Origin of the sequence: Roseibium algicola (assembly GCF_001999245.1) — a bacterium.
GTDB classification, from domain to species: domain Bacteria; phylum Pseudomonadota; class Alphaproteobacteria; order Rhizobiales; family Stappiaceae; genus Roseibium; species Roseibium algicola.
The window spans coordinates 2,670,475-2,694,746 of record NZ_CP019630.1; the positions used below are offsets into that span (position 1 = coordinate 2,670,475).

Here is a 24,272-nt window from a genome sequence, read left to right on the forward strand (position 1 = left end):
TTTATCTCCCTTGAGGCGGCGCCATACATGTCTCTTCTTTTCTGGAATTTCAAAATAAACAGACGATTTCTCACGCAACGTGAAGGGGCCGTTTTGCCCATCTTTGCGTTGATGGTGATTTTTCTGATCGTCGTCATGGGCGCAGCCGTGGACGTTTCGCGCACGGTCAACGCCCGTGAGAAGCTGTCTTATGCGATCGATGCGGCCGCACTGTCCGTGGCGGCGGATCTGTCCACATCGCTCATGACGGATGAACAGATCAAGCAGGCGCTGACGGATTCCTTCAAGTCCAACCTGGACGGCGCCGAGTTTCTGACCGAAGCCATCAAGAACCTGACCTTTGTGGTCGATGCGGAAAACGGAACCATCAAGGTCTCCTCGACGGCCAGCCTGCAGAATTACTTCATCGATTTCGGTGGCTACATGATGAAGAACCTGGGTCCGGAGACCTTTGCCTTCGGAACCAGTTCACAGGTCTCTTATTCCAAGTTCAACGTGGAGCTGGCCCTTGTGGTGGACGTCACCGGCTCGATGTCCTCCAGTGACATGAACACGCTGCGCAAAGCCTCGGCGGCGGTGGTCAACATCCTGCTGCCCGAGGACGTGGAAGAAGACGATGCCAAGGTGCGCATTTCGCTGGTTCCCTACAGCCAGGGCGTCAACCTCGGCACCTATGCAAAAAAGGTGAAGGGCGGCGATTTCTACAGCGTCAGCGGCAACTGCGTCACGGAACGTCAGGATTATTCCACCTATGAGGTCATGCTCACGGACGATCCCTATAACTACTACAAGAAGTCCAGCCCTCCTCCGGCACAGACCTTTTTTGGCGGGGGCAGCAGCAGTTGCTCGTCCACGTCCAAGCTGGTGCCGTTGACCAAGAGCCGCTCCACGTTGCTGCCGGCGATTTCCGCTCTCAACAACACTGGCGGTACGGCGGGTCAGACCGGGGTTGCCTGGGGCTGGTACAGCCTGTCGCCGAACTACGCCAACGTATGGCCTGCGGACAGCGCGCCTGCGGCCTATTCAGACGGCGATACGCTCAAGTTCGCGATCATCATGACTGACGGCGACAACAACCGGTATTACCAATATATCGAACAGGAGGAGCAGTGCGGCTGGGTCAAGAAAAACGGCAAGTCGACCTGGCAATGCAGCACAGTGGCCGTGAACGCCTGGCGGGAAACAGGTGAAAGCGAAAGCTACAACAACACCTCTTCCGTCCGCTCACGAGACATCTGTGCGGCCATGAAGGCTGCCAACATCCAGGTTTTCGGAGTTTACTTCGGAACCAGCAATACATCCGCAGGGGCAAAAAACATGCAGTCCTGCGCAAGCCAGGGAAACTATTATCAGGCTGCATCGTCCGATGAACTCATAGGAGCGTTCGCAAACATCGCGCGGAAGATCCAGTCGATCTACCTGTCCAAATAAGACCTGCCGGACGACCGGCCAGCGAAAAGCGTCAGTCTCGATTCTTTCCGATTGGTTTACCAAACGGAAACAACCCCCTATTTTCTACATTCCGTTTAAGGAATTAGGTACTTTTCTAGAGTAACTGTCTCACAAAATGACGAGGCAGTAATGCAGTATTTGAAGCGTCTCATTTGCCGACCCCTGCTTGCAGAGTTTACCGGCGATCGCAAAGCATCCATTTTGCCCATTTTCGGTATGCTGGTGATCCTGATCGTCGTGATCGCGGGGATTACCATCGACGTGTCCCGAACGGTGAATGCGCGCGAAAAACTGTCCTTTGCGATTGATGCCGCGGCACTTTCGGTCGCGGCAGACCTGTCGACCAGCGTCATGAGCGACGACCAGATCAAGCAAGCTCTGGCGGATTCCTTCAAGGCCAACCTGGCCGACGTCGAATTCCTGGACGAGGCAATCGACAATCTCGACTTCGTCGTCGATCCGGACAACGGCACCATCAAGGTAACGTCCACGGCCTCTCTCAAGAACTACTTCATCGACATGGGCGGTTACGGCAAGAGTGCCCTCGGCCCGGAAACATTCAGCTTCGGAACGAGCTCACAGGTCACCTACTCACGCTTTGACGTCGAACTGGCCCTCGTCGTCGACGTTACCGGGTCCATGCGCAACGACATGGATACGCTGCGGGATGCCTCCGAAGGCCTGGTGAACATCTTGATCCCGGATGGAACCGAAGAATCCGAAAGCAAGGTCCGTATCTCGCTGGTGCCATACAGCCAGGGGGTCAACCTGGGAGCTTACGCTTCCAAGGTGAAGGGCGGCCTCTTCGGCTATGCCGACAGCAGCAAATGCGTGACGGAACGCCAGGATTACGACGACGGCGAAGATCTCTACGAAGTTCGCTACACCGACAAGACCTACAATTACTACGACAAGACCGATCCGCCGCCGAAGGCCGTGTTTTACGGCGGTGGCAGCAACAATTGTTCCAGCACGTCGAAGATGATCCCGCTGACATCCGACCGGGACGAGTTGCTCGATGCGATCGCCGACCTGGATGATAACGGCGGTACGGCAGGCCAGACCGGCGTGGTCTGGGGCTGGAACAGCATCTCGCCGAACTATTCGGACGTATGGCCCCTTGCGAGCAAGCCGGAGCCTTATGACAACGAGGATGTTCTCAAGTTCGCGATCATCATGACCGACGGGGATAACAACCGGTACTACGAATACATCGGCGAACGGGAAGAATGCGACTGGGTTTATTCCAGACGCCATGGCTGGCAGTACAAGTGTGAGACGGTGACGGTCAATCAGTGGCAGGAACGCAGCGAAAGCGAGAGCTACAGCAACAATTCCTCAACGGCTCAGCGCGCGCTTTGCCAGGCCATGAAGGACGAAGGAATTTCGATCTTCGGCGTCTATTTCGGCACCAGCAACACCTCGGCCGGGTCGAGAAACATGCAGTCCTGCGCCAGCACGGGCAATTTCTACAAGGCAACGAGTTCGGACGAGCTGATCAACGCCTTTGCCAATATCGCCAAGAAGATCCAGCAGATCTACGTTTCGAGGTAACTGAACCCTTCCGGGATCGGATCGACAAAACTGAAAAAAAGGCTCGCCGGGTGGCGAGCCTTTTTGCATTTCACAGTCCGGAGTGTGCCGGTCAGCCGCGGTTCTGGCGGTTGTCGATCAGGTCGTCGACGACGGTCGGATCGGCCAGGGTCGATGTGTCGCCCAGGCTGTCGAAGCTGTCTTCGGCGATCTTGCGCAGGATACGGCGCATGATCTTGCCCGACCGGGTCTTCGGCAGGCCGGGTGCGAACTGGATCAGGTCCGGAGAGGCAATCGGCCCGATTTCCGAGCGGACATGCTTGACCAGTTCCTTCTTCAGCTCGTCGCTCGGCTCTTCGCCTTCCATCAGCGTGACATAGGCATAGATGCCCTGTCCCTTGATGTCGTGCGGATAGCCGACCACAGCGGCCTCGGAAACCTTCGGATGCGCCACAAGTGCGCTCTCGACTTCCGCCGTGCCCATGCGGTGACCGGAAACGTTGATGACGTCATCAACGCGGCCGGTGATCCAGTAGTAGCCGTCCTCGTCACGACGGCAGCCGTCACCAGTGAAATAGAGGCCCTTGTAGGTGGCGAAATAGGTCTGGACGAAGCGCTCATGGTCGCCATAGACCGTGCGCATCTGGCCTGGCCAGCTGTCCTTGATGACAAGGTTGCCTTCCGTTGCCCCTTCCAGGAACTTGCCTTCCGCGTCGACGATCGCCGGCTGGACGCCGAAGAACGGACGTGTGGCGGAACCTGGCTTCAGGTCGGTTGCGCCCGGCAGCGGGGTGATCAGGATGCCGCCGGTTTCGGTCTGCCACCAGGTGTCGACAATCGGGCAGCGCTTGTCGCCAACCACATTGTAGTACCAGGTCCAGGCTTCCGGATTGATCGGCTCGCCCACGGACCCCAGAAGACGCAGGGACTTGCGCGAGGTTTTGGTGACGTGTTCGTCGCCGGCGCCCATCAGGGCGCGGATCGCGGTGGGTGCCGTATAGAAGATGTTGACGTTGTGCTTGTCGCAGACTTCCCAGAAGCGGCCCGGACCGGGATAGGTCGGAACACCTTCGAACATCAGCGTGGTGGCGCCGTTGGCAAGCGGGCCGTAGACGATGTAGCTGTGACCGGTGACCCAGCCCACATCCGCCGTGCACCAGTAGACGTCGCCTTCGTGATAATCGAAGACATATTCATGGGTCATGGAGGCGTAGACCAGGTAGCCGCCGGTGGTGTGCATCACACCCTTGGGTTTGCCGGTCGACCCGGAAGTGTAGAGGATGAAGAGCGGATCTTCCGCGTTCATCTCCGCCGGTGCACAATGGTCGGACACACGGTCCGCCTCGTCGTGGTACCAGACGTCTCGGCCGGCCTGCATGGCAATGTCGCCGCCGGTGCGCTTGACCACGATGACGCTCTTTACCGGCGCTTTTTCAGCAGCCTTGTCGACATTGGCCTTCAACGGCACCTTGCGGCCACCGCGCAGGCCCTCGTCTGCCGTGATCACGCATTCAGAGGCGCAATCCTCGATACGCTGGGCAAGGCTGTCCGGTGAAAATCCGCCGAAGACGATGGAATGCACAGCGCCGATGCGGGCGCAGGCAAGCATTGCATAAGCTGCTTCCGGAATCATCGGCAGATAGATGGTGACGCGGTCGCCCTTCTTGACACCCTGGCCGTGCAGCACGTTGGCGAACTTGTTCACCTCGCGGTGCAGTTCCTTGTAGGTGATGACCTTGTGCTCGTTCGGGTCGTCACCTTCCCAGATGATCGCGGGCTGGTCGCCGCGCTTTTCCAGGTGGCGGTCAACGCAGTTGGCCGAAACGTTGAGCGTGCCGTCCTCGAACCATTTGATCGAAACGTTGTGATAGTCGTAGGAAGTGTTCTTCACCTTGGTGAAAGGCTTGATCCAGTCCACCCGTTTGCCGTGCTCACCCCAGAAGCCGTCGGGGTCTTCCACGGAACGCTGATACATTTCCTGATATTTGGCATTGTCGACATGCGCCCGCGCGGCAACCTCCGCGGGAACGGGAAATACGGACTCAGTCATGTGAAACCTCCCAGAAACCACAATTGGACCTGCGGTAAGCGAGTTCTCCCTTCCGCGGCCTTGTTTTGCCGGGGCCATTATGCGTATGGCCCCTCAAAGCGTCCAGAACCTAGACTTGGTACTTTAGTCGGCGAGTCTTTGGTCTATGGCAAGGCCTAAGACCTTCAATCTCGTACGGATTTACGCGTATTTCCCGGCGATCACGTCAGCTCAGCCATCCGATCACGATACCCTGCACAAGCAGTACCCCGAGCCAGTGACCGCCGTCGATCAGCGTCAGGTTCCAGGACAGCCCTTGAAAGCGGTGGTTGACGATCTGCGTGGTCATGACGATGCCGACCCAGATCATCAGCGCGGAGATGATGCCGTTCCTGATATCGGCTCCACCGGTGTGATAGATCACGCCCGCGAAGACGAATGCCATGATGATCTGGCAGAAAAAGGCCGTTGCAAAGACAACCGGGTTTGGCCTCGTCTGCTCCTTGGTCAGACCGGCGGCGTTCATCCAGGCCTTGCCGAGGATGCCGTACCAGAGCGCGCCGAACAGGAAAGACACAATGGCGGCCGCAGCAACTGCAATCAGGTTGATACCGTCGAACATCATTGCAGGTCTCCCAACGTCATTTTTTCCTTGGCAATTCTGTCTACTTGCGACTTTTATCACACTTCGGGATTGCAAGTGTCTCTAAATTCGGCCCGTCTCGCCTATCTCCTTTCCGGATAAGGCTTTTTCGAAAATTCATTACAGGAGCCCAAGGTTTCATGCTCTTTTCAAAGCGACCTGTGTTTCGACTTATGGGAGCCGCCCTCATCGGCGGCACGATGTTCATGTCCCCTGCAGGGGCACAGACGGATACACCTTCTGATCTTTTGTTCGTCCTGGATTCTTCCAATTCCATGTGGGGCCAGATCGACGGTACCGCAAAAGCGGAAATTGCGCGGTCTGCCTTCGAAGGCTTTGTTACCGGTCTTCCGGATGGAACCAGGGCTGGCGTGATGGCCTATGGTCACCGCCGCAAGGCCGATTGCGGCGATGTGGAAACGCTGGTGCCGGTGAGTGAGCTGGATCGCTCCAAACTGGTGCAAAGCGTCAAGGCGCTTACGCCGCGCGGCAAGACGCCGATTACCGAAACACTTCGGCAGGCCGCGGAACTTCTGGCGCAGAACGACCGCCCGGGACGGCTGATCCTGATCTCAGATGGTATCGAGACCTGCGGCGGGGATCCTTGCGCCCTCGCCGAGGCACTTGCCAAGTCCGGTGTCGATTTCAAGGCCCATGTCATCGGTTTCGACATCGCTTCCAAGGCGGATCAGGCCAAGATTGCCTGTATTGCGCATCTGACAGGCGGCACTTACTGGAACGCCAAGGACGCCGACGGCCTGACCGAAGCGCTGAAGGAAAGCGTCGCCGCGGTTGAGGAAAAAGCGTCGCTGCCTGTGACAGTCCTGACAGCAGCCGACAAGGAAAGCGGCCAGCCTGTTTCAGGCCCTGTGCAATGGACAGTGGCCACCGTCGACGACGAGACCGTGGTTGCGTCCGGCATGACAGGTGGCAGCGTCGAGGTCGAGCTCGAGCCGGGATCCTACGTCGTCAGTGCAGAACTTGGTGAAAAGGCAGGCGGTGCATCGCTTGAGGTGTCCGACAAGGGCGGACAGCAGACTGTTCTTCTCGACGGCAATCTTCCCGAGGCGCGTGTCACGCCCGCCTCCCCTGATGCACCTGCAACCTCGCTGCTGGAAGTTGCCTTTGAAGGCCCGGGCCTGGATGGTGATTTCCTGCGTGTCGTCACCCCGGACGGAAACAGGCTCGAACGGGATCTCTGGGTGTATGTGCGCGACGGTAACCCCGCCAAACTGGCCCTGCCAACCCAGCCGGGCGACTATGAAATCGTCTATGTCTGGGCCGATAGCGGTGAACGTGTTCTGGCAAAGGCGCCGATCAAGGTGACCGAAGTCCATGCAATCCTGACCTACGCCCCCGAAGTTGCCGCCGGTCAGCCGGTGGAGATTGCCTTTGAAGGTCCGAACGGGCCGGAGGACTGGATCGGGATCGTTCCGAAGGACGGCACGGTTGACGATTACCAGGGCCGCTGGACAGGCACTGCCGACGGGTCTCCCGTCACCCTTCAGGCACCGAGTGAAGCCGGCACCTATGACGTCATCTATGTCACCGGCATCGACCAGACGATCCTGACGCGCCAACCGCTAACCGTTGGCGAAAGCGCAGCAACGCTTCAGGCCGACAGCATGGTTGAGGCGGCCGGCAGACTGAACGTGACCTGGAGCGGACCGAAGGCGCCCGACGACTGGATCGGCATCGCGCCGGTCGGCTCCGACCCTTCGGCCTATGTGACCTACGAACGTCCCGATGGAGACAGTGTCTCGATCATCGCGCCGTTGGCTCGGGGCGATTACGAGCTGCGTTACATTCTCTCGACGTCCGACGGATCGAAGATCCTGGCCAGCCAACCTTTGAAGATCACGGATCCGAAGGTGACGCTGGAGGGCCCGTCCGAAGTTCCGGCTGCCAGCTATGTCAGCGTAAAGGCGAGCGGCCCGGCCAACAGCAGCAACTTCATCGGTTTTGCCGAACCGTCTCAGGATGCCTGGAGTACGGCGCCGGGCGCCTGGGAGATTGCGGACAACATCTCCAACGGCGTTGTGGAGGTGCGGACACCGGAAGAGCCGGGCACTTACGAGCTGCGCTTCGTGCTGTCCGCAGGTGACGCGGAAATCGTTGCGCGGCAGACCGTGACGGTGAAATAGCGCGACCGGTCATCAACGAAAATCGAAGCCCGCAGCTGAAAAGTTGCGGGCTTCGCTCTTGCCGGAGCTACTGTTTCAGCCAGACGGAAAGCAGTCCGCAAGGCTCGAAACCGAGTTGCCGATAGACCGGTAGCACGCTTGCATCATTTTCGTAGGTGCAAATCGACCGGTTCGGAAACGGTTCCAGAAGATCATGCAGAGCACTGTAGAGCCAGGTCTTGCGGCAGAAGACGTTTGAAAGGCCAAGGATATCCTTGCCGTCAAGCTTCGGACCGGTGTTGAAGACCGCCCCTGCCTTTACTTTGCCGTTCGTGATGATGGCGGCGAAATCGATGGTTTTGCGTTCCAGCAGTCTGGACGGGAAAACGGCATGGAGGCTTTCGTTCTCGTTCCAGCCGGCCAGCCACTTCTTCAGGCTTTCCGATGTCGCCACCTTGTGCCAATCGGAGCTGATCGAGGCACGTTTGGCACTTGGCGGCGGACGAAACAGCCAGGTACCGCTAAAAAGCCTCTGAAAGCCGTAAGGTGCCAGATCCAGACTGTCGAAACTGTCCTTTACCCCGGCCCCCTTCGGCAAATCGGGCAGCGCGGCATAAAAATCAGCTCCCTGCTTCGGCGACAGGGTGACAATGTTCGGATAGAGCGGCAGGGCCTTGTCCCGAGCGCACCAGAACCCTGCATGAAATTCGGTTTTCGCACCTGCGGTTTTCAGGACCGCATCGCACCAGAGCGCATTGTTATGCGCGCAGGCATCCTGTCTGCCAGCGATCATTCGGCCATCAACATCGAAGATTTAAGCGTTCAGCCCACCCTTTTGGACGATGAAGTCTACCACGGATTCGACGCCCTCTCCCGCCTTTGTATTGGCGAAAACAAAGGGTCGTTCCTTGCGCATCTTCTTTGCATCCCGGTCCATGACCTCCAGATTGACGCCGACATAGGGCGCAAGGTCTGTCTTGTTGATGATCAGGAGATCGGAGCGCGTGATGCCCGGCCCGCCCTTGCGCGGAATTTCCTCGCCGGCGGCAACATCGATCACGTAGATCGTCAGGTCGGCGAGCTCTGGCGAGAAGGTTGCGGCCAGGTTGTCACCGCCGGATTCGATCAGGATCAGGTCGAGATCCGGGATGCTTTTGGTCAGGTCCGCCACGGCTGCCAGATTGATGGAGGCGTCTTCACGGATTGCCGTATGTGGGCAGCCGCCGGTCTCGACACCGCGAATGCGGTCACGGGTCAAGGCCTGCGAGCGCATCAGGGCTTCGGCGTCCTCGCTTGTGTAGATGTCATTGGTGATGACGGCGAGCGAGTAGCGGTCGCGCATGGCCTTGCACAGCTTGTCGGTCAGCGTGGTCTTGCCGGAACCGACGGGACCGCCGATGCCGACGCGCAAGGGACCATTTTGGGAAGTCATGAACGGAACAACCTCGAATACTGGGTTTCATGTGCCATGGAGGCGATATCTGCAAGGAAGGTGGAGGTGCCGAGATCGTCAAGACCTGCCGCCTCGGCCTCTTCTGCAATTTCGAAGATCACCGGTTCCAGACCAGCCAGCACCTTCTGGCCGTCGCTCTGGCCAAGCGGCACCACCCGCACGGCGACGGAAATCAGATTGGCCGCGAAAGCATGCAGGAAACAGTGAAGCGCGGCATCCACCGGCAAGCCGTGAGCCGCAGCTGCAAGTCCCAGCACTACCGGGTAAGGCCAGGAGGTGTTTTCCTCGCCCGCGAATTCGTGAAACAGGCGTGCGGCCTCGGTGCCCGCTTTCGGCAACCAGCTGTTGCACACGGCTCTGAAAAAGGCGCTGCCCTGGGCACTGGATTCCAGATGCCGCTCCCTGGAGGGTTGCAGGGCCAGCCCCAGGTCACGCAGCTCGTCAACGGTCGCTCGATCTCCCGCAAGAGCGGCCCGGTAGGTTTCCTTCAGCAGGATGGCGTCGCTTCGTCCAGCGCCGAAGCGGAGGATTTCACGCAGCCAGACGCCAAGTTCCGCCGCACTTGCCACCCCGCCCTGCTCGATCACCTGTTCCAGCCCGTGGCTGTAAGTAAAGGCGCCGATCGGAAAGGCCGGTGAGAGAAAGGCCTGCAGCCGGTAGAGCGCCTGCGGTGACAGGGGGAGCCGGGGTGACACTGGCTCAGTCATGGGAATGTCCGGAACCGTGGTCGTGGCCGTGATCGTGGCTATGGTCATGGCTGTGCCCATGCGAATGCCCGTGTCCATGATCATGCCCGTGGGTGCGGCCATGGCCGTAGGCGCCGCCTTCCGGATCGAAGGGGGCAGACAGTTCGGTCAGGCGGCCACCGAGCCTTTCCACCATGTCTTCAATCACGTGGTCCCGCCGGATCCGCAGGGTGTTGCCCATGAGCTGCGTCGGCAGGTGCCGGTTGCCCAGGTGCCAGGCGATCTTCACCAGGTGGGCGGTGTCGTCGGCGTGAATTTCGACCACTTCCTCAGGTTCTGCGAGAACTTCGACGATCCGACCGTCTTCAAGTTCCAGCCCGTCGCCATGGCGCAAATGGATCGCCATCGGTTCATCCAGCAGGAAGGTCAACCCGGCTGCGCCGGTCAGGACTGCCCTGCGGCGATACCGGTCTTCCCGGTCAAGCGTGACCCGGTCGGTGACATCGCCGGTCCAAGTTTCGGCCTTGTGGATTTTCGCGACGCGGATCATGCGGCTTCCATAACCTTTGCCATCATGGCCTGGAAAGCGGGACGCTCCCTGAGGCGTTTGAAATAATCGTAGACCGGACCTTCTTTGGGCAGGTCGAACTTGGCGGCCAGTGCCCAGCCGGAGCAGTGCCCGACGATGATGTCGGCAATGGTGAAGGTTTCGCCCATGGCATAGGGGCCGTCACCGATCAGCGTTTCCAGCGTTTTCAGGCCTTGCTCGAATTCGCGCCGGCAGACGTCCTTGACCGCCGGAACACGGACATTTTCGGGATGGATGAAGGTGTTCTTCGCAGCGGTCCAGAGCGCGCCTTCCAGCACATCGACACCGAACTGGGTGATGCTGTCCTGACGGGCGCGATCAAGAGTTCCGGCGGGAAAGGTAAACCGGCCGTGCTTGTCGGCCAGATAGGTACAGATTGCGACGGAATCGGTGATGGCGGCGTCACCGTCGACCAGCACGGGCACCTTGCCGCTTGGATTGAGCGCCTTGACGGTATCCGACTGCGGCAGAGCCGGGTCAACCTCGTAGGGTTCGCCCAGTTCCTCAAGCAGCCACATTACCCGCATGGCGCGGGTCCGCGGAAATCCGACGATCTTATACATGCCCTTCCTCTCCCGAACGCGTTCTTGCGGAGCTTAGAACAGGAAGTAGCGCTGGGCCATCGGCAACACTTCGGCAGGTTCGCAGGTCAGCAGTTCGCCGTCGGCGCGCACCTCGTAGGTTTCCGGATGCACTTCGATCTTTGGCATCATGTTGTTGTGAATCATCGACTTTTTGGAGATTCCACCACGGGTGTTCTTGACCGGAAGCACCAGGCTGTCGAGACCGGCCTTGTGCTTGACGCCGGTGTCATAGGCCGCCTGGGACACGAAGGTGACACGGCTGTGCGTCAGCATCTTGCCGTAGGAGGCGAACATCGGCCGGTAATGCACCGGCTGCGGTGTCGGGATGGACCCGTTCGGATCGCCCATCGGAGCGGTCGCGATGGAGCCGAGCTTCAGCACCAGCGCCGGCTTGATGCCGAAAAATTTCGGATCCCAGAGCACGAGGTCGGCCAGCTTGCCAACCTCAACCGAGCCGATGTACTCGTCCAGGCCATGAGCGATGGCCGGGTTGATGGTGGTCTTGGCCATGTAGCGCTTGACCCGGAAATTGTCGTTCTCGCCGGTTTCATCCGAGAGGCGGCCGCGTTGCACCTTCATCTTGTGCGCGGTCTGCATGGTGCGGATGATGATTTCGCCGACGCGGCCCATGGCCTGGCTGTCGGAGGAGATGATCGAGAACGCACCCATGTCATGAAGAATGTCTTCCGCCGCAATGGTTTCCTTGCGGATGCGGCTTTCGGCAAAAGCAACGTCCTCCGGAATGTCCTTGTGCAGGTGGTGACAGACCATGAGCATGTCGAGATGCTCTTCCAGCGTGTTGACCGTGTAAGGCCGTGTCGGGTTGGTGGACGACGGAATGACGTTGGGTTCGCCAACCACCTTGATGATGTCCGGTGCGTGGCCGCCGCCGGCGCCTTCGGTGTGGAAGGCGTGGATGGTGCGGTTCTTGAACGCAGCGGTGGTGTTCTCGACAAAACCGGACTCGTTCAAGGTGTCGGTGTGGATCATCACCTGGACGTCGTATTCATCGGCCACCGACAGGCAGTTGTCGATGGTCGCCGGTGTGGAGCCCCAGTCTTCGTGGATCTTGAGGGCTGCGGCCCCCGCCATCACCTGCTCTTCCAGCGCGGCAGGCAGGGAGGCGTTGCCCTTGCCGGCGAAGATGAGGTTCATCGGGAAGCTGTCGGCAGCCTGAAGCATCCGGGTGATGTGCCACGGGCCGGGCGTACAGGTGGTCGCGTTGGTGCCCGTTGCCGGACCGGTGCCACCGCCGATCATGGTGGTCACGCCGGAGCACAGGGCTTCATCGATCTGCTGCGGGCAGATGTAGTGGATATGAGCATCGATCGAACCTGCGGTGAGGATCTTGCCCTCCCCGGCGATCGCTTCCGTGCCGGGACCGACGATGATGTCGACACCGTTCTGGACATCCGGGTTGCCGGCCTTGCCGATGCCGACGATCCGGCCGTCCTTCAGCCCGACATCGGCCTTGACGATACCCCAGTGGTCGATGATCAGCACATTGGTGATGACCGTGTCGACAGCACCGGCGGAACGGGGAGCCTGGGACTGACCCATGCCGTCACGGATAACCTTGCCGCCACCGAACTTCACCTCGTCGCCATAGGTGGTGAAATCCTTTTCCACCTCGATGATGAGATCGGTATCCGCAAGGCGCAGCCTGTCGCCGGTTGTCGGTCCGAACATGTCCGCATAAGCGGCGCGGGGCATCTTGTAGGCCATATCTAGTCTCCAATCGGCGATCAGAAATCGGTGTGTTTAATTCGCGTAGTCCTCAACCGTCGCATCCAGATCCTCTGTGCGTTTCATGGTGAGGACGATCAGGCAGTTCCGGTACAGTTCGTTGCCGCGTGTGCCGCCCTTGAAGGGGAAGCTGTAGGCGGTGCAATCCTTGTCGGCGTAGGTTTTCCAGGCGGCCTGGGCATCGTCGAGGCTGGCGGGGGCGCCCTTCAGCTCCTCCGGCAATTCCGCATCGATCTCGACCAGCCTAGTTCGCAGCCGGTCAAAGGCTTCCTTCATGCGCGTGTCAGCGTCTTCCAGGGCCTTGTCGGCACAAAAGCTGCGTTCGGCTTCGGTCAGCGGATAGCCGCAGTCGATGTTGTCGTTGACCTTCTCTTCCTCAGCAATCGCTGTGCCGGCGGTGGCCAGAAACAGGGCTAAAGCAGGAAGGGTCACACCGCGCACAGGCATCAATTCCCCAGACCTTCACTGAGCTGTCTCAACTCGTCGATGCGGTTGCGGGTCAGATCTGCGCGGCAGCCGTAGACGAGCATGGGTTCCATGGTTCCGCCGCGGGCCAGAAAGCCGTAGGCGTCGCAGGCCTTGTCGCGATAGGGGATCCAGGCACGCTGGGCTTCGCGCAATGTTTCGACCGCCCCCTTCAGCCCTTCCGGCAAATAAGCGTCGGTCTCGGTCATCTTTTCCATTGCGGATCTGTAGACCGCGTTCAGCTCCGCATCCGCCTTCAGCCAGTCGATGTTGGCACACTGGGTCATCTCCGACTGCGTCATGGCATTTTCGCAGTTGGGTGTTTCCTGCGCGGCGACAGGTCCGGCGAGCAGAAGACCGAGCCCGATCAGCGAAAACGAAAGAGATGATGCGGATCTGATCACAATTCGCCCATGACCTTCTGGTTGAAGCCGTAGACCGTGCGGCTGCCGCGATAAGGCACCAGTGTCACGGATCTGGACTGGCCGGGTTCGAAGCGCACGGCTGTGCCTGCCGGAATATCCAGGCGCATGCCGCGGGTCTTTTCCCGGTCGAAAGACAGGCCTTCATTGGTTTCGAAGAAGTGATAGTGGCTGCCGACCTGGATCGGCCGATCACCCGTGTTGGCGACTTCCACCGTCACGGTCTCAAGGCCTGTGTTCAGTTCGATCTCGCCTTCGGCGGGAAACAGTTCTCCGGGGATCATGCGCGTCTCCTTGGAAATTGCGGTCAGCGGATCGGTTCGTGCACGGTCACGAGCTTGGTGCCGTCAGGAAAGGTGGCCTCGACCTGAACATCGTGAATCATCTCGGACACGCCTTCCATCACCTGGTCGCGTGTCAGTACCTTGGCGCCCGCGGACATCAGGTCGGCAACGGTGCGCCCGTCACGGGCCCCCTCGACAACGAAATCGGTGATCAGGGCGACGGCTTCCGGATGGTTCAGCTTCACGCCCCGTTCCAGGCGGCGGCGGGCGACCATCGCGGCCATGGAAATGAGCAACTTGTCCTTTTCGCGGGGCGTCAGGTTCATGAAAGAAAGTCCTCCAAATCAGCAATACCAGACGCGCGGCAGCGCCGTCATTCGGTATCCGGTGAGAAACGACATCAGGGCCGTGCGCAAGCCGCGGCCATCATTGGACACAAACCGGGTTATCAGCAAGCCGTTCCAGGCGCTGGCGGCCGCCTGGGCGGTTCCATCCGGCAATGTTTCGATCAGCTCTCTTGCCCTGGCGAGCCTGTCTTCGGCATCGGCGGAGCAATCGACAAAGGTTGCGGCGGCCAGGGCGCCGGCGGCCGTAGCCGGGCCGGTCAGCGCGTCGGCCGGGTCGCCATCCAGCCGGATGTCGTCGGCAAACACCAGCTTCCCGTCCCGGCGGATGCGCCAGCTGTCGCGGTAGAATACGGACTTGACCTGCTCGCCCATCGCCTTTCGGCCAAGGACGAAGGATTCGACCATCATCAGCCTTGCGTCACCTTCCAGGTCCGCCTGCAGCGTGCGGCGAAGGCGCGAGGCGTTGAAAAGGATGGTTTCCTGGGGCAGCCATTCCAGGGTCGCACCGGGACCGACCGTGAAATGGCCGCTCACCTGGGCGGTGCCGCCCGGGCTGCGGTAGGCACGTTCGGCCGTCTGGCTGGTCACAATTACGTGTACACCGGCGTCAGCGCCGACTTCATAGTCGAGCTGGTCACCTCCGGTGAGACCGCCGGCGGTGTTGATGAGAACGGCTGTTGCAGGGGTATCATAGACCTTCGGCAGGCGAACCTTGGCCGACCCGCTCTGATACAGATCGGTCAGACGGGTTTTGCCATCCGGCGCCGAAAAACGCACCTTGCCGATGCCTTTCACGCGCTGCAGAACTACGGCTTTCCCGCCCGTTTCTGATGCCAGACCAGCATCATACATTGCTTGACCGCCCCCCCTGCGGGCTCATTCAGTCATTGTTATTTTTCACATCTGTTCAAATTGGTCCAGACCGTCGCCGGGCCGCAATGGGCAATATGCCCTCGGCAATCTTAGCAAGAGCCGGGCCAAGGCCGGCAAGTGGAAAGGCAAGACGACACCGGCGAAAAAAGTCCCTGTTTCCCGCAGCTTATCAATGCCTGCTCGCAAAAGTTGCTCAAAAATAAGGCAATTGCAAGAAAGATTGGCGTGGAGTGGATTTGAGGAAGGGGTTGCTCTCGCGCCGATGTTCCGGTTTTTTAAGAAGACAGCAGCTATTCATACTGCCATTGCCCAATTGCGACGTGTCATCCGCTGGATGACGAGCGAGGGAAACCGTGTTTTTGAGCCCGATTGGCCGCCTGACTTCCGTTTGTCTGACCGTAACCGCTCTTGTGATGAGTCTGGCCATGAGCCAGGCACGGGCGGATATAGGTGCCTATGTCCTGATCGATGCGAGTTCCGGCGCTGTGATCGAGCAGGAAAACGCCACGCGCAAGTGGTACCCGGCCTCACTCACCAAGCTCATGACGGCCTATGTCACCTTCAAGGCGATCCGCGAAGGACGCGCCTCGCTCGACAGCGCGGTGGTGCAATCCAAGAACTCCGCGGCCGAACCACCCAGCAAGATGGGGTTCAAGGTCGGGACGCGGTTCACTGTCGACACGGCGCTGAAGATCATTCTGATCAAGTCGGCCAACGATGTTGCGGTAGCGCTCGGCGAGTCGATCGCGGGATCTGAAGCCGGCTTCATCGCCATGATGAATGCGGAAGCTCAGCGCCTGGGAATGTCCAATACCCGGTTCTACAATCCGCATGGTCTGCCAGACAACCGGCAGGTGACCACGGCGCGGGACCTTGCCATTCTGGCCCTGGCGCTGCGCCGGGACTTTCCGGAATCCCGAAACTACTATGACCACCCGGGGATCCGCTTCGGCAAGAAGACCCTGCGGTCGGCCAATCGGGAATTCCTGCTGCGCGTGCCCGGCGCCAATGGCATGAAGACCGGCTACATCTGCAATTCCGGGTACAATGTTGCCGCCTCCGCGACGCGCGGCAACAAGACCTTGATCGCGATTATCCTTGGCGCGGGTTCCGGTCTGGAGCGCACCGCCTTTGCACGCCAGCTTTTTGACGAAGGGTTCCGCAAGCGCGGCGGCCGTAGCATCACGAGTCTTTCGGGCACCAGCGGCAATCCGCCGGCCGACGGTTACTGCCGGCGCAACAAGAGCCCGGGTCCCAAGGGCTACATGGCCCGGTTCGACATGGAAAAGGAAAAGCAGGGCGGGTTCCTGTTCTTCGCCAAGGCCAACAAGTCCGATGAGGACAAGCTCGACGACAGCGGTTTCAAACTGTCCAACGGCAAACCGGACTGGGCAAAGATCCTTGACCGTACCCTCGGCCCTCGCCGGATTGCCTACCGTCCGCTGGATGTCGGCCTCGGCAACCCGAAAGGGTCGCCTTCCGTCAGCCCGGGCACCGTTCCCGCCGGTGCCGCCAGTGAAGCGGTCGCAGCCATCGCGGGCGAGGATATTGCGGCGGAAGACGTACCGCTGCCGGTCGCCAATCCCGTGCGGCGGGCAGAAAACGAAATCCGGGCGAAGATGCAGCTGACGGCCAATGCCAAAACCGCAGGCGCAATTCCGCAGGGTGGCGATACCGTGTCACGCCCGGGAGCCGCGGTTGAACTTTCGAAATCCTCACCCGGATCGATCTTCCGCAAGGGTCTGGATTTCACCGTTCCGGTTCCTTCCCCAAGTCCTCGCAAGTAATTCGATTTCCAGATCTTTGACGGTGCCGATGATGTAGCGTTGCGGTTAACGGAGTTAACCTTTTATTTACGCTACTCCTTAACACTGCAGTAAGCATTTTTCTGGCAAAGGCGTGCTCCCTGCCGGACTTCGAAATGCCACTGCGGCACAGAATATGCCGGCACAACAGGTCGAGAGATCGCATGATGATTGAACCGAGATCCACCGCCACCATCAAGGCTCTGGCCAGCCTTGCGGAACTTTCCGCCAATCAACTGGAGGAAGGGGTTTCGGTCGACCATGTGATCGCCACCTTGCGAAAGGCGGCGGAGGCTGTCCGGCTCGTGGTTGATGTCGAGGCGGAAGAGGAACTGGACGACTTCGAGTTCGAAGCTGACAGCGACACAGACGTGGAAGCCGAACGGGAAGCGTCTGAAGCGGACATCGTCCAGGATCTGACCCCGATGGATCTGTCCGAGGATGAAGCCGACAGGAAAATTGTCGCCCTCGACAAGAAGGACGCCGAAGCGGCCTCCGAAGAAGACGACATCATCCTCAACGCGGGGTGATTCGGCGTCAGCCGGACGTTTTTCCAACTGAACAAGCCGACGTGGCGGGACCAGCATTTGCGCTGACCCGCCTTTCTGCCTATGTGTCTGCGGAAAGTCCGCCGGGTCCGATCAAGGACCGGCGAATGCATCTGGAGAGATACCATGGCCTCGCCGACACCGGTTGCCGAAGGACAAAAACCCAAGGGTCCGAAGCCCCCCATTCCCCTGTCAGTCCTGACCGGGTTTCTGGGGTCAGGCAAGACAACGCTCCTCAATCGGATCCTGAAGGATCCGTCGATGGCGGACACAGCGGTCATCATCAATGAATTCGGCGAGATCGGGCTCGATCACCTGTTTGTCGATCAGGCCGGCGACGGCATCGTGGAGCTTGCCTCCGGTTGCCTGTGCTGCACCATTCGCGGCGATCTTGTCACGACGCTCGAAAACCTGTTGCGCCGACTGGATAACGGCCGCATGGACAGGCTCAACCGGGTGATCATCGAGACGACGGGTCTGGCGGATCCGGCGCCCATCCTGCACACGGTCATGCTGCATCCCTATCTGGTGATGCGCTACCGGCTCGACAGCGTGATCACGCTTGTGGACGCGGTCAACGGTTTGTCGACCCTCGACAATCACGAGGAAGCGCGCAAGCAGGCCGCTGTTGCCGACCGGCTGGTCTTCACCAAGACCGATCTCGTTCAAGACGAAGAGGCGCGGGCCTCCTTCGACGCCCTCAAGCAGCGTTTGCAACAGCTCAATCCCGGCGCCCGCCGGCTGGACGCCCAGGCGGATGATGCAACTGTGGAAAATCTTTTCAACGCCGGTCTTTATGATCCGAAGAGCAAGATCCCGGACGTGGCTGCCTGGCTGAACGCGGAAGCCTACGAAGACCAGCAGCATGGCCACCATCACGGTCACGATCATGCACATGGCCATTCGCACGGGCATCACCACGGCCACGACCATGCCCATGCTCATGACGTGAACCGGCATAGTGATGCCATCCGGGCCTTTACCCTGTCGACTGATCGACCGGTGCCGGCGTCCGCGCTGGAAATGTTCCTCGATCTGCTGCGTTCGGCGCACGGGCCTAAACTGCTTCGGGTGAAGGGTATCGTTCAGCTGGCCGAGGATCCGGAAAGGCCGGTTGTCATCCACGGTGTCCAGCATGTCTTCCATCCACCCGCGACACTAGAGGCCTGGCCGGACGCAGATCACAGAACCCGCATGGTGTTCATCACCAAGGACCTGCCGGAAGGGTTCGTCAGGCGCATGTTCGAGGCCTTTTCGGGCGCCTTGCTGCCCGATACGCCGGATCACCAGGCCCTGACCGACAATCCGTTGGCGGTGTCGGGCTTTACCAGTCCGGTGAGGTAGGCGGCAGGTCTGCAATACCCCGGCGCTCTCCAATGGGATCCCTCATCCTGAGGAGCCGCGAAGCGGCGTCTCGAAGGATGGGCGGCACCCACAGGAACAAGTGGCCCATCCTTCGAGACGGGCCTTAAGGCCCTCCTCAGGATGAGGCTCTGAGGTTTTGAGTAGCAGCCAGCGGTGACTGCACCATCGTCTCGGAAACTCAATCTTTCTTGCGCAGGCGGATCAGTCCTTCCTGGGCGGTCGAGGCGATCAGGACCCCATCCCTGGTGAACAGTGATCCGCGGTTTATCCCGCGTGAGCCGGAAGATGAGGTGCTGTCGGTGGCGTAAAGCAGCCAGTCGTCGGCGCGGAAAGGACGGTGAAACCACATGGCATGGTCCAGGCTGGCGGCCTGGATCTTCGGGCTGAAGACGGACGTGCCATGGGGAAACAGCGAGGTGTCCAGCAACGTCATGTCGGAAGCATAGGCGAGGACACACTGGTGCATGCGTTCGTCGTCCGGCAGTGGGCCTGTCGCACGTACCCAGACATACTGCTGCGGTGGCAGGGGCTTCTTGCTGAAATAATGGGTCATGTCGACCGGGCGCATCTCGATCGGCCGCTCGCGTTCCCAGTAGCGGCGGATGTTTTCCGGGGCCATCGACAGGAATTTTTCCTTCAGTTCCTGTTCGCTGGGCAGATCTTCAGGCGTCGGAACGTCCGGCATGTCGATCTGGTGCTCCAGCCCCTCTTCATGCACCTGAAAGGAGGCGGACATGGAAAAGATAGCTTCGCCGTGCTGGATCGCGACAACGCGCCGTGTGGTGAAGCTGCCACCGTCGCGGATGCGGTCGACTTCGTAGATGATGGGGACTGACGGATCGCCGGGCCTGAGGAAGTAGCCATGCAGGGAATGGACGTGACGGTCTTCCACCACGGTGCGCGAGGCGGCAACCAGCGCCTGGCCGATCACCTGCCCGCCAAATACGCGTTGCCAGCCGACCTGCGGGCTGCGACCACGGAACAGGTTGCGTTCCAGCGGTTCCAGGTCGAGAATCTGGAGAAGATTATCAATGGCCGTGTTCATCGGCGCGATCCCTGTTAGATAGACGGCAGGTGATTTGGTTCGAGGCTTGGAGCCCCGGCACCGCACTCTTGGACGGCAGTTGACGTTAAAGTCAAGATGCCTTTAGGGAAACCGAAGGCAAGGAGAAGAAGACGATGGCGAGGAAAAAAAGCGTCCCGGACATGTTCGATGTCGTGATCGCAGGCGGCGGTTATGTCGGCCTGTCTCTGGCGGTGGCGTTGAAGCAGGGCGATGCCGGCCTCACCTGTGCCGTGGTCGATCCCAAGCCGATGGAAGACCTCCACAAGGATCCTCGCGCCTCAGCCATCGCGGCAGCTGCCTCACGCATGCTGTCGCAACTCGGTATCTGGCAGAAGATTGCGGGCGTAGCCCAGCCGATCAACGAAATGATCGTCACCGACAGCAAGCTTCGCGATGCGGTTCGCCCGGTCTTCCTGACGTTCGGCGGGGAGGCGACGGAGGGTGAACCCTTTGCCCACATGATGCCGAACGGCGTGATGATGCCTGCGCTCTACAAGGCGGCCAAGGCGCTTGGCGTGAGCTTTTTCGCACCGGGCACCGGGGAAACCTTTCGCACTCATCCAGACCACGTCGAACTGGCGCTGGAAGACGGGACCCTTCTGAAAAGCCGGCTGCTCGTTGCAGCCGACGGCGTGCGCTCCCGCCTGCGCGACCTTGCCGGTATCCGGACGGTCAACTGGGACTACGGCCAGTCCGGTATCGTCACAACAGTGAAGCATGAACGGCCTCACAACGGCCGGGCGGAAGAACATTTCCTGCCTGCCGGACCATTTGCGATCCTGCCCTTGCCGGGCAACCGGTCGTCGCTGGTCTGGACGGAAAAGACAGCGGACGCCGACCGGCTTGTGCGGTCTGACGGCTTTACTTTCGAACTGGAACTGGAACGCCGTTTCGGACATCACCTCGGCACACTGGAGCTGGACGGTCCGCGCCGGGCCTATCCGCTCGGGCTGAAGCTGGCGCGTGATTTCGTCAAGCCGCGCTTCGCCCTGATCGGCGATGCCGCCCATGGCATTCATCCGATTGCGGGCCAGGGGCTCAATCTGGGCTTCAAGGATGTCGCGGCACTGGCCGAAGTGCTGGTGGATGCCCGTCGTCTGGGGCAGGATCTCGGCGGTTTCGACGTTCTGGAACGCTACCAGCGCTGGCGCCGGTTCGATACGTTCCAGATGGGCGTTGTCACCGACGTACTGAACCGCCTGTTTTCCAATGACAATGACGTGTTGCGCGCCATGCGCGATTTCGGACTTGGTATTGTGGACAGGATGCCGGGCCTGAAAACGCAGTTCATCAAGGAAGCTGCCGGTTTTGCAGGGCCGGTACCGAAATTGCTTTCCGGCGAACCTATCTGATAGGAGTTGGATCGGACCGTCTTCCACTCCGCAGGATTTCCATTTGATGATTGCCAATCCGGAGAGTTTTTCCGCGCACCGGTCGATCCTGATTACGGGCTGTTCCTCTGGCATCGGCCTTTCGGCAGCCCACATCATGCGCGGGCGCAACTGGCGTGTTTTTCCGACTGCGCGGAGCCAGGCGGATGTTGACGGGTTGAGCGATCTTGGTTTCGAAGCCTTCCGCCTGGATTATGAGGATCCGGACAGCATCGAGGCGACGGCAAGCGAAGTTCTGCAGCGCACCGATGGTGCGTTGAGCGCGGTGTTCAACAATGGCGCCTATGCGGTTCCAGGTGCGCTGGAAGACCTGCCGACGGAAGCCCTGCGGTCGCTTTTCGAGGCGAACTTCATCGGCTGGCATGATCTTACCCGCCGGTTGGTGCCTTCAATGCGCGCCAACGGTTCCGGTCGGATCGTGCAGTGTTCGTCCGTACTGGGGTTTGTGGCACTCAAGTACCGCGGAGCCTACACCGCTTCCAAATTCGCGCTTGAAGCCTATTCGGACACGCTTCGCCAGGAACTGAAAGGCACCGGCATTCACGTCAGCCTGATCGAACCCGGTCCTATCGATACCCGGTTCACGCAAAACGCACTGGCGAATTTTCAGCGCTGGATCGGCGAGGATGGTCTGCAGGCGTCACGGCATCGTAAGACCTACGAAAAGCGCCGCATCCGAATGGAGGCGGGAGAGCCCGGGCCGTTCAAGCTGCCGCCGGAGGCCGTGGTCAAACGGCTGGTGCATGCGGTGGAAGCAAATCGGCCGAAAGCGCGCTATCATGTAACAATTCCGACCACCGTCATGGCGGTGGCCAAACGGGTGCTGCCGACCAGTCTGCTCGACCGGTTCTGCATCTGGGCTGCCGACGGCGAGGAATAGCTGCCTGCCGACCGGTGGCTGCGCCGGACAGTGGTGAAACAAGGAAAACGAAATGGCAGATCTGATCAACTTTCTCATTCCCGTCGGCCTCGCCGCGGTTGCACTCGTGTTGCTGCTCGGTATCTGGAACATGTTCCGTCACGGGCCGGCCAACCGCTCGCAACTCCTGATGCGCTGGCGTGTCGGTCTTCAGTTCCTGGTGATTGTCCTGGTGATGGGCGGTCTCTACTTTTTCGGCACCGGCCACTAAGACAAGATAACCGGACACTACCGGAGGAACTGGGGGCACAATGGTTGTTCTGAACAAGATCTATACGAAGACGGGTGACGACGGCACGACCGCGCTGGGTTCCGGAGAACGGCGCCGAAAGAGCGACCTCAGGATCGAGGCATACGGGACCGTCGACGAGACCAACTCCGTGGTTGGTCTGATTCGCCTTCAGACCGGGCAGTCTGCGCCGGAGGTCGACCAGTCGCTCGGCAGGATCCAGAACGACCTGTTCGACCTGGGGGCCGATCTTGCAACACCGGAAACGGGTGAGGACCTTGGGTACGAGCCGCTTCGGATCACCGACGCCCAGGTCACGGCGATCGAACAGGCGATTGACGTCCTCAATGCGGAGCTCAAGCCGCTGCGTTCCTTCGTGCTGCCGGGTGGCAGTCCTGCCGCTGCCTACCTGCATCTGGCCCGCACGGTCTCACGCCGGGCAGAACGTCTGATGGTGGAACTGGCAGCCCGCGAGCAGATCAATCCCGCTGCCGTGCGCTACATGAACCGCCTGTCGGACTATTTCTTCGTTGCCTCGCGGTACCTGAATGAAAAGGGTGAGCAGGACGTTCTTTGGGTGCCTGGACAGAACCGTTAGGTCAGTTCCCCTTGCCGGAGGCCTGGCGCTGAATGTTCATTCCCCTTCACGATCACAATCGGCTGGTCCATGTTCCCCGCCCCTTTGTGAACCTTTTCCTGATTGCCACCAACATCCTGATCTTTCTTCTGTATCAGGGTGCAGGGTCCCAGCAGGCGGTGGCCGCGTCCTCCTATTCCTTCGGCCTTATCCCGGTTGTCCTGTTCGATATCCGGGATCTGTCGCCGGAGCTGCAGATGCTGCCCGACTGGATGTCAGTGGTCACTTATGCCTTCCTCCATGGCGGCTACATGCACCTGATCGGCAATATGCTGTTCCTGTGGGTGTTCGGCGATAATGTCGAGGATGCCATGGGGCATCTGCGATACCTGGTCTTCTATCTGCTGTGTGCGATAGCCGGCGGGTTGGCCTATGCCTCCATCGACGTCAATTCAGATGTGCCGTTGATCGGGGCGTCCGGCGCCGTTTCAGGCGTTGTTGCCGCCTATCTGATGCTGCACCCGCGGGTGAAGGTGTGGGTGCTGGCACTGGGCCGGATACCCTTGCGCCTTTCCGCCGGATGGTTGCTTGGCGGCTGGATCCTTTATCAGATCGTCAATGCCGTGATTGCGTCCGACAGCGATGTCGCCTGGATCGCGCATATTGGCGGCATGGCGGCGGGTGCCGTGCTGATCGTGTTTTTCCGGCGCAGGGGTGTGCCCCTGTTCGACCGAAACATCGCCTAGGCACAGTTTTCAAAAAGAATGCGGACCGGTCAGGAAACTAGGCTGCTTTCCAGACGGCATCAGCAGTGCGGCAGGCGACTCCCCGGCGGCTGATCATTCGACCGTCAGCCAGCTTGATCCGTTCGCGGTAGGAGCGGCAGAAGTCGCCGGACGTATTTTTCCAGGTTTTCAAAGGCGTAATTGTGCCGCTCGCCCCACTCGACGGGTTTTTCCAGCTTCGGTCCTTGCCGGAAACAGACTTCTCCAGCGCAGCTTGAAGCGTGCTTTCAGCCCGGTATTTGTCTGATGCTTGCAGCTTTGAAGCCGGTTTGCGGGTTTCCGCCGCGGCGGGTTCCTGCAGGGAGACAAGCGTGTCCTGCACTGACGCCACGGAACAGCCTGTTAGGATATTTGCCAA

At 60.0% G+C, this 24,272-nt stretch carries 26 protein-coding genes; 11 read left to right on the forward strand and 15 right to left on the reverse strand.

Annotation, left to right across the window (positions count from 1 at the left end):
• The first annotated feature begins 93 nt into the window (after window positions 1-93).
• Both B0E33_RS12440 and B0E33_RS12445 read left to right on the forward strand, forming a co-directional pair.
• The gene (locus B0E33_RS12440; RefSeq protein WP_062486048.1) at window positions 94-1,431 is read left to right on the forward strand and encodes a TadE/TadG family type IV pilus assembly protein; all 1,338 of its coding nucleotides are present in this window, start codon (window positions 94-96) and stop codon (window positions 1,429-1,431) included.
• A 150-nt stretch (window positions 1,432-1,581) separates the two neighbouring features.
• Window positions 1,582-3,006: a TadE/TadG family type IV pilus assembly protein gene (locus B0E33_RS12445; RefSeq protein WP_205838622.1), complete on the forward strand. Its 1,425-nt coding sequence runs from the start codon at window positions 1,582-1,584 to the stop codon at window positions 3,004-3,006.
• Window positions 3,007-3,097: 91 nt separating this feature from the next.
• Here the strand turns inward: B0E33_RS12445 and acs are convergent, their stop codons facing one another.
• Together acs and B0E33_RS12455 are read right to left on the reverse strand one after the other, a co-directional pair.
• On the reverse strand, window positions 3,098-5,035 hold the full coding sequence (acs, locus tag B0E33_RS12450) for an acetate--CoA ligase (RefSeq protein WP_077291376.1): 1,938 nt from the start codon (window positions 5,033-5,035) through the stop codon (window positions 3,098-3,100).
• A 205-nt stretch (window positions 5,036-5,240) separates the two neighbouring features.
• On the reverse strand, window positions 5,241-5,639 hold the full coding sequence (locus tag B0E33_RS12455) for a DUF1761 domain-containing protein (protein ID WP_075282736.1): 399 nt from the start codon (window positions 5,637-5,639) through the stop codon (window positions 5,241-5,243).
• Window positions 5,640-5,797: 158 nt separating this feature from the next.
• On the opposite strand from B0E33_RS12455, the gene B0E33_RS12460 reads away from it, so the two are divergent.
• On the forward strand, window positions 5,798-7,801 hold the full coding sequence (locus B0E33_RS12460) for a vWA domain-containing protein (RefSeq protein WP_077291377.1): 2,004 nt from the start codon (window positions 5,798-5,800) through the stop codon (window positions 7,799-7,801).
• 67 nt (window positions 7,802-7,868) lie between these two features.
• Here B0E33_RS12460 and B0E33_RS12465 read toward each other — a convergent pair whose 3' ends face one another.
• The 11 genes from B0E33_RS12465 to B0E33_RS12515 are packed head-to-tail and all read right to left on the reverse strand — an operon-like array spanning window position 7,869 to window position 15,208.
• Window positions 7,869-8,573, reverse strand: coding sequence for a hypothetical protein (locus tag B0E33_RS12465; RefSeq protein ID WP_077291378.1), 705 nt, complete (start codon window positions 8,571-8,573; stop codon window positions 7,869-7,871).
• A 21-nt stretch (window positions 8,574-8,594) separates the two neighbouring features.
• Entirely contained in the window at window positions 8,595-9,212 is a 618-nt protein-coding gene (gene ureG / locus B0E33_RS12470; RefSeq protein ID WP_077291379.1) for an urease accessory protein UreG, read from the reverse strand.
• A complete protein-coding gene (locus tag B0E33_RS12475; RefSeq protein ID WP_322853561.1) occupies window positions 9,209-10,042 on the reverse strand; it encodes an urease accessory protein UreF in 834 nt (277 codons plus the stop codon). The genes ureG and B0E33_RS12475 overlap by 4 nt, the downstream gene beginning before the upstream one ends.
• Entirely contained in the window at window positions 9,933-10,469 is a 537-nt protein-coding gene (locus B0E33_RS12480; protein ID WP_077291381.1) for an urease accessory protein UreE, read from the reverse strand. Before B0E33_RS12480 ends, B0E33_RS12475 begins: the two co-directional genes overlap by 110 nt.
• Window positions 10,466-11,071, reverse strand: a complete 606-nt coding sequence (locus B0E33_RS12485) for a glutathione S-transferase family protein (protein WP_077291382.1) — start codon at window positions 11,069-11,071, stop codon at window positions 10,466-10,468. Before B0E33_RS12485 ends, B0E33_RS12480 begins: the two co-directional genes overlap by 4 nt.
• A gap of 33 nt (window positions 11,072-11,104) precedes the next feature.
• Window positions 11,105-12,817 carry an urease subunit alpha gene (ureC, locus tag B0E33_RS12490; protein ID WP_023002501.1) on the reverse strand — a complete coding sequence of 571 codons (1,713 nt, stop codon included), beginning with the start codon at window positions 12,815-12,817 and terminating at the stop codon, window positions 11,105-11,107.
• 36 nt (window positions 12,818-12,853) lie between these two features.
• The gene (locus B0E33_RS12495; protein ID WP_077291383.1) at window positions 12,854-13,285 is read right to left on the reverse strand and encodes a lysozyme inhibitor LprI family protein; all 432 of its coding nucleotides are present in this window, start codon (window positions 13,283-13,285) and stop codon (window positions 12,854-12,856) included.
• Window positions 13,285-13,707, reverse strand: a complete 423-nt coding sequence (locus B0E33_RS12500) for a lysozyme inhibitor LprI family protein (protein WP_055660200.1) — start codon at window positions 13,705-13,707, stop codon at window positions 13,285-13,287. The genes B0E33_RS12495 and B0E33_RS12500 overlap by 1 nt, the downstream gene beginning before the upstream one ends.
• Window positions 13,704-14,009 carry an urease subunit beta gene (locus B0E33_RS12505; protein ID WP_023002504.1) on the reverse strand — a complete coding sequence of 102 codons (306 nt, stop codon included), beginning with the start codon at window positions 14,007-14,009 and terminating at the stop codon, window positions 13,704-13,706. The genes B0E33_RS12500 and B0E33_RS12505 overlap by 4 nt, the downstream gene beginning before the upstream one ends.
• A gap of 23 nt (window positions 14,010-14,032) precedes the next feature.
• Window positions 14,033-14,335, reverse strand: coding sequence for an urease subunit gamma (locus B0E33_RS12510; protein WP_006936842.1), 303 nt, complete (start codon window positions 14,333-14,335; stop codon window positions 14,033-14,035).
• Window positions 14,336-14,353: 18 nt separating this feature from the next.
• A complete protein-coding gene (locus B0E33_RS12515) occupies window positions 14,354-15,208 on the reverse strand; it encodes an urease accessory protein UreD (RefSeq protein ID WP_023002505.1) in 855 nt (284 codons plus the stop codon).
• A 446-nt stretch (window positions 15,209-15,654) separates the two neighbouring features.
• Here B0E33_RS12515 and B0E33_RS12520 point away from each other — a divergent pair, with 446 nt between their 5' ends.
• The 3 genes from B0E33_RS12520 to B0E33_RS12530 all read left to right on the forward strand — a co-directional run bounded on the left by B0E33_RS12520 (window position 15,655) and on the right by B0E33_RS12530 (window position 18,926).
• A complete protein-coding gene (locus B0E33_RS12520; protein ID WP_208984651.1) occupies window positions 15,655-17,016 on the forward strand; it encodes a D-alanyl-D-alanine carboxypeptidase family protein in 1,362 nt (453 codons plus the stop codon).
• A 182-nt stretch (window positions 17,017-17,198) separates the two neighbouring features.
• Complete coding sequence (locus tag B0E33_RS12525; RefSeq protein ID WP_077291384.1) at window positions 17,199-17,564, forward strand: hypothetical protein; 366 nt, start codon at window positions 17,199-17,201, stop codon at window positions 17,562-17,564.
• A gap of 144 nt (window positions 17,565-17,708) precedes the next feature.
• Window positions 17,709-18,926, forward strand: coding sequence for a CobW family GTP-binding protein (locus B0E33_RS12530; protein ID WP_077291385.1), 1,218 nt, complete (start codon window positions 17,709-17,711; stop codon window positions 18,924-18,926).
• Window positions 18,927-19,125: 199 nt separating this feature from the next.
• Here B0E33_RS12530 and tesB read toward each other — a convergent pair whose 3' ends face one another.
• On the reverse strand, window positions 19,126-19,992 hold the full coding sequence (gene tesB / locus B0E33_RS12535) for an acyl-CoA thioesterase II (protein ID WP_023002509.1): 867 nt from the start codon (window positions 19,990-19,992) through the stop codon (window positions 19,126-19,128).
• A gap of 134 nt (window positions 19,993-20,126) precedes the next feature.
• Between tesB and B0E33_RS12540 the strand changes: the two genes are divergently transcribed.
• The 5 genes from B0E33_RS12540 to B0E33_RS12560 are packed head-to-tail and all read left to right on the forward strand — an operon-like array spanning window position 20,127 to window position 23,875.
• Entirely contained in the window at window positions 20,127-21,365 is a 1,239-nt protein-coding gene (locus B0E33_RS12540) for a ubiquinone biosynthesis hydroxylase (protein WP_077291386.1), read from the forward strand.
• Window positions 21,366-21,411: 46 nt separating this feature from the next.
• A complete protein-coding gene (locus B0E33_RS12545; protein WP_077291387.1) occupies window positions 21,412-22,284 on the forward strand; it encodes an SDR family oxidoreductase in 873 nt (290 codons plus the stop codon).
• Window positions 22,285-22,336: 52 nt separating this feature from the next.
• Window positions 22,337-22,534, forward strand: a complete 198-nt coding sequence (locus B0E33_RS12550) for a twin transmembrane helix small protein (protein WP_023002512.1) — start codon at window positions 22,337-22,339, stop codon at window positions 22,532-22,534.
• A gap of 40 nt (window positions 22,535-22,574) precedes the next feature.
• Window positions 22,575-23,150 carry a cob(I)yrinic acid a,c-diamide adenosyltransferase gene (locus B0E33_RS12555; protein WP_023002513.1) on the forward strand — a complete coding sequence of 192 codons (576 nt, stop codon included), beginning with the start codon at window positions 22,575-22,577 and terminating at the stop codon, window positions 23,148-23,150.
• A 32-nt stretch (window positions 23,151-23,182) separates the two neighbouring features.
• On the forward strand, window positions 23,183-23,875 hold the full coding sequence (locus B0E33_RS12560) for a rhomboid family intramembrane serine protease (protein ID WP_077291388.1): 693 nt from the start codon (window positions 23,183-23,185) through the stop codon (window positions 23,873-23,875).
• A 37-nt stretch (window positions 23,876-23,912) separates the two neighbouring features.
• Here the strand turns inward: B0E33_RS12560 and B0E33_RS12565 are convergent, their stop codons facing one another.
• Window positions 23,913-24,245: an RT0821/Lpp0805 family surface protein gene (locus tag B0E33_RS12565; RefSeq protein WP_055660543.1), complete on the reverse strand. Its 333-nt coding sequence runs from the start codon at window positions 24,243-24,245 to the stop codon at window positions 23,913-23,915.
• Between the last annotated feature and the right edge of the window lie 27 nt (window positions 24,246-24,272).